Source organism: Ruminococcus sp. CAG:379, from assembly GCF_000434255.1.
Classification (GTDB): domain Bacteria; phylum Bacillota; class Clostridia; order Oscillospirales; family Ruminococcaceae; genus Ruminococcus_F; species Ruminococcus_F champanellensis.
The window spans coordinates 7,074-12,191 of sequence record NZ_FR894909.1; the positions used below are offsets into that span (position 1 = coordinate 7,074).

7 protein-coding genes and 1 other RNA gene are annotated in these 5,118 nt (G+C 56.6%); all 8 read right to left on the reverse strand.

From position 1 onward, the window contains the following. Window positions 1–67 precede the first annotated feature (67 nt). Window positions 68–388 carry a hypothetical protein gene (locus QVO51_RS07555; protein WP_022357896.1) on the reverse strand — a complete coding sequence of 107 codons (321 nt, stop codon included), beginning with the start codon at window positions 386–388 and terminating at the stop codon, window positions 68–70. Further along, entirely contained in the window at window positions 351–782 is a 432-nt protein-coding gene (locus tag QVO51_RS07560) for a hypothetical protein (RefSeq protein WP_022357897.1), read from the reverse strand. The genes QVO51_RS07555 and QVO51_RS07560 overlap by 38 nt, the downstream gene beginning before the upstream one ends. An 8-nt stretch (window positions 783–790) precedes the next feature. Next, the gene (locus tag QVO51_RS07565; RefSeq protein WP_015558766.1) at window positions 791–1,075 is read right to left on the reverse strand and encodes a hypothetical protein; all 285 of its coding nucleotides are present in this window, start codon (window positions 1,073–1,075) and stop codon (window positions 791–793) included. An 83-nt stretch (window positions 1,076–1,158) separates the two neighbouring features. Further along, window positions 1,159–1,683, reverse strand: a complete 525-nt coding sequence (locus QVO51_RS07570) for a hypothetical protein (RefSeq protein WP_288168004.1) — start codon at window positions 1,681–1,683, stop codon at window positions 1,159–1,161. Next, entirely contained in the window at window positions 1,676–1,978 is a 303-nt protein-coding gene (locus QVO51_RS07575) for a hypothetical protein (protein WP_022357899.1), read from the reverse strand. Before QVO51_RS07575 ends, QVO51_RS07570 begins: the two co-directional genes overlap by 8 nt. A gap of 14 nt (window positions 1,979–1,992) precedes the next feature. After that, a complete protein-coding gene (locus QVO51_RS07580) occupies window positions 1,993–2,913 on the reverse strand; it encodes an AAA family ATPase (RefSeq protein WP_022357900.1) in 921 nt (306 codons plus the stop codon). Between the two features lie 2 nt (window positions 2,914–2,915). After that, window positions 2,916–4,901 (reverse strand): Mu transposase C-terminal domain-containing protein, encoded by a 1,986-nt coding sequence (locus QVO51_RS07585; RefSeq protein ID WP_022357901.1) that lies wholly within the window; start codon window positions 4,899–4,901, stop codon window positions 2,916–2,918. 14 nt (window positions 4,902–4,915) lie between these two features. Then, an RNA gene (locus tag QVO51_RS07590) (hammerhead ribozyme type II) lies at window positions 4,916–4,982 on the reverse strand. Window positions 4,983–5,118: the final 136 nt, after the last annotated feature.

Here is a 5,118-nt window from a genome sequence, read left to right on the forward strand (position 1 = left end):
TATGCGTCTATGTAGCTTACTGCGTGCTTGTTGCGGCCAATGTTCATGTACTTTTTCGCAGCCATGGCTAGAACCGATTCATCAGGGACTTGTAGTCATCCAGGTTGTAGCTGTGGGACTGCTCCGGCTGCTGGGGCAGCGTGACCTCATCCTCCCACCGATGGTCATTCAGGTACGATGCCGGGTAGGGGATATACAGCCCGTCCTGCTTCTTCCAACGTTCTGTCCGCTGTTTGCACCGAATGTCTGCCAGGATGATATCTAGCAGTTCCCGGGTCATATGCAGCCTGGCAAACGCCCGGATTGCTTTGGGCTTGGCCACCTTCTTGGGGTAGGCCTCCCAGAATTCATCAAATAACGGATTCCCCGTCGGGGTCGGTGTCCGCATGCTCTCCCTCCTCGTATGGCGTGATGCTCTCGCAGTTTTTCTCCAGGTGCCGCCGCAGGGCGGTGAAGGATGTCCAGTAGGGGGAATAGCTGTAGTAGGTGGCCTGTGCCGTGATCTCCTCCCGGATCGACTTCTTCTCCCGTTTCAGCCGCTCCCGATCCTTCTGGGTCAGCAGGCTGCGCTTTCTTTGCTGGAAAAACTTCCTGCGGATCTCGCAATCCTCCCGCAGCCAGTGGTAATCGATCTTGCCGTCTACATACACCACGATCACCAGCTGCATCTTATCCCGCTGCATGCTCAGGCTCAGAACATGACCGTCCGCCCGGATCTTTGCAATCGTGTAGGGGTAGTTCAGGATCTTCTGCTCTACCGCTGCCCATTGTTCCTTCGTCATGCGCCACCTCAGCTGATGGTCAGCTTCTTGGACGTGCTGCTGGTCAGGTAGTCCTCATACAGCGCCTTATGCTGCTGGCTGAACCGCTTGCTGTCGAACCGGGATGTGGTAACGTCCCTGTACCGCACGGTAAATACATCCACCGTCAGCTCCTCCAGCCCGAACTGGGTCATGGTGTCCTTGATCCGTGCCTTGGCGGCGTCCTGTGCCTCCTTGACCGCCCGGATATCCTGCTCCAGGGACTTGACCGCCAGGATGTCCTCCAGGACTGCGTCCATATTGATTTTGTCCATTTCATGATCCTCCTTATTTTTTATCGTGGCTCTGCGTTCTTGCGGGCTTGCCACCGCCTTTGGCCGCATTACCGATGCGGGGATTAACCCCGCTGGTAGGCTCGGACGTAGCCTCGCAGCTCTGCCAGCTCCGCCTTTGCCTCCTCCTTTCGCGCCTCATAGACCTCGATCAACCGCAGCTTGTCGTCAATGGCATCCTGGATGCAGCGCAGGACTGATCCGGGCACCTGTTCCTCCGGCGCTTTCGGAGCGGGAGCAGGTGGGACTTCCTGCTCCTCCTTTGCCTTGTCCAGCACATTCTTAACGGTGACAGCGGATACTCCCAGCTCCCTGCCAATGTGGGACAAGGTGCAGCCCTGTGCCCGCAGCTCCTTTGCTCTTGCGATTTTTTCCTCAGTCATCTTCCTTGTTCTCCTTTCGTGCACCTGCTCGGTGCTGTATCCCTTGGACTTGATGGATGCGATGGCGTCCACCAGTTCCCCGATTGCGATCTGCAGATCGTGCCGGATCTGCGATTCCGTCTGGCCGCTGCGCAGCTTGTCCAGGATCCGCCGTTCTCCCGGGGTCAGGGTCGTGGATTTGCCGCCGATATGTATCCAGTCAGCCATGCCGGACACCCCCGATCCAGCGATAGGACGCATGCTCACTGCCTTTCAGCTCCTCCGGGTATTCTGCATTGATCCCATCATTGTAGCCGTCCTGGTAGGCACGCTCCAGCCGATCCGGCTCCACGTTGTGCCGGCAGCTCCACCCGGCGCATGCCGCCAGCCCGATCAGGGGGAGCACCAGCAGCTCGCCCCCAAAGCTGCCGAACTGCCGCTGCATCAGCTGATCTGCAGCGGTCTCCAGCATTACGCAGGCTGCTACGCCGGCTAAAAACGCCGTTATGTACCGTTTAACCATGATTTATCCCTCCTTTAAATTTGCAGATCCATTTCCTTTGCCATGGCTACCAGACCAGCGTAGGAAATGTTTTCGTTGTCATACGCATTGGAAAATAGGTTGACACATCCACGGATTCCTTGCTCGGATCGTGCCACCCGGAGCAGGAAATCAATCTCCATATCGTTGATCCCCGGCTTGATGGGTGGGAACAGCTTGATGATGTCACTGCGCTGGGACTTGGCGGTGGCGAATGTAGCGGTGTACTTGGTGCGATTCTTCACCTGCGCCAGTGCGGATGACTTGGCTCCGAATTTGCTTGCGGTTTCGGCGTTACCTACCAGGCAAATGCCCACGGTCTGATCCCGCTGCTTGAAATAATCTGAAATGCTCCGGAGCATGTCCACGGTCTTCATACTCAGATGCTGACTTTCGTCCACGATCAGCAGCATTCCGTCCGACATCTTGTTGACCACGGAGCGCCAGATGGCATCCATGGACTTCTCATGGGGTGCCCCGATGGTATCAGCAATTAGCCCCAACAATGATTTGGAGCGGGCGAAGCACTCGTTGACAGTGACCATCACTGTGTTCGTTGGATGCGCACTGATGTAATGCTCGATGGCTTTGGTCTTGCCCACGCCGGCATCCCCGCAGATGACGGCGAAGCCGCCTTTTGCCTGACACAGCCGCATAATATCGCATACCGCCTCGGATACATAGGTGGACGCATAGGGGACTTCCTTCCAGGTCTGCGCCGATATATTCTTGACCGCAAAATATGCAGCGATCTTCTCAAACTGCCGTGCCGGATTGGCGGCATAGGTGTGTGCCAGCAGCTGGGACAGCGTCCCGGCATTCACGCCCAGCAGCTCCGCTGCCTTGTTCTGGCCGCCAACCTTGTCCGCCAGTTCCCGGCATTTGACCAGCAGCGCCTCTTGTTCTTCGGTATACATACTCAACCCTTCCTTTCCTTTTCAGCGTTTTCCGCCATACGTTTGATATCGATCACGGTTGCCATATCCTCTGCTCCAACTGCCAGTTCCGTTTGTTCCTCGTTGGCACGCACCGGAATGATGTTAGATGGCTTCTGAATCTTGTAATGCTCCAGCTTGTTCCGGTGTGCCCGGCGCACCGTCATATCCAGTGCAGCGATCCGCTGTGCCGGATCCAGCTTTTTCAGGTGAGCAGCTGCTCCATCACGCATATATCCATTGACACTCCGAAGAATGCGCATTGCATCTCCAACGGCATCCGGATTTTCCTCCAGGTAGTCCCGATACAGATAATCCGCCAGCCCCCAGGTGCACAGGCACCGATCTTGTTCATCGTACAGCCGCACGTATCGCAGATCCGCCGGATCGTACCGCACATACACGGATTGTCCGATCATCTTGAATGTTTCGGTCGGATCCATGTACCACAGATCCTCCCCGTGCAGCTTGATCCGGACGCCGTTTCGCTTGATCTTCTGCATTTGCGTGGAGCGGGCAAGCATCAGGTTCAGGTCAGCGTCCGTGGCGGTGCGCATGCCCACCTCTGCAATGGACTGGTTCCAGACCTCGATCCGGCTCATGCCTTTGTATTTGGTCTCGGATCCGCCGTATTCTTCACAATTGAAAATGCCATCGATCCAGGCTTCCAGCGCTTCGGACAATGCCTTGTCCTGTGGCAGCTTGCCGCTGCGGACGATGTACTTCAGACTTTCTTTCCGATCTACAACATTCCCACCGTTGTAGCCGGCAAACAGCTTGGAAAACTGCTCTTTCAGGGTCAGGAAGGTGCGCTCAATGGGCTTCGCTCTCGCGTTTCTGACCAACGCATTGCGCATTTCACAGCCAAGCCGAACCAGAACCGGGGGCGGATCGTACCCACTGCCTTTGCTTCGTTTCCGGAAGCCTAAACCGCCCATGTCGCGGGCAAGGAATTCCCGGCCGTTATCGGCGTAGAATACCTTTGGGATGCCATATTTTCGTATTCCATTCCGCAGTGCCAGGATGCTGGACTGTACGGACGGTGTCTCAGTGATGTTGTATCCCACCAACACGCCGGACTTGGCGTCCAATAGTGCGGTCAGAGTCGGCCTGTACTGTCTGCCGTTTGCGTCTACACATTGCACGTCCAGCGTATGGTTGTCCGCGATCCAAACGTCATTGGCGTTCAGTTTGTCGTAGCATCGGACTACATAGGGTGCATACCGGTCATGACAGGCCTTCTGTCCATCCCGGGTCAGGCATTTAACATAGTCGTCCACATCCCTGGCCACTCTATACCGGAACGCTCGTTCAGACGGGATACTGTCCAGCAGCTCTGGCATGTAGTCGCGGCACCACTCCACGGTATTCAGGTAGGACTGTGCAGCCGTTGGTTGGTTGTCGTCCAGCCAATAAAACAGATAAACGCTCCACAGTGCCGGTGGAATCCTGCTTTTGCCCTTATTCCAGCCGCCCCGGATCCCCAGAATGCCGTCATAGTCGTTCTGCTTGTAGGCGGCATATTTGCGGTACAGGATATCCAGGCTGATTTCCAGCTCCGGATGCTCCAGCTTGCATTTTGCCACAAACAGCGGATCCGCCTCTGAACGTTTGCCATACGACGCCCGGGTGTCCATCCAGTCCTTGATGATCTGGCACCACATGGCAATCCGGTCACGTTCCTGGGCGCTGTACGCCTCCAGGGGCTTCTGCTCTCGCTGCTTCTTCCGCTTTGCCGGGGGCTTTGACTCTGCCGTTTCCGGCAGCAGCTGCATGCTTTCCCGCAGGTGCTTGCCGTACTTGTGCTGGGCTTGCTCCGACAGGGCGGATACGGGGATAAGGTACATGTCCTTGCCTTTTACGCTTTTGGACACCTTGCATTCAACTGCCCCTGTTTTGCACAGTTTGCGCAGATACTGCACTGTGCATCCCTGCAGCTCTGCTGCTTCCTTGGTGGTGATATAGTCCATAGTCTCACTTCCTTCACGGCCTGCCATCTTCAGTGCGCAGCGGCCATCCTACGCAGACCGGGATCACTCCCGGTTTCGGCTATCTTGAAGCGCCAGCAATGGGTCCCGGCAGCCGGAGTCGAACCGGCTTTAGCTGCGCGAAGGTGAACGCAGATGCGCCTGCACCGGGTCACGCCTGTCGCAGCTCCTCCAGTTCTCTGGTCAGCCGCTTGCCGGC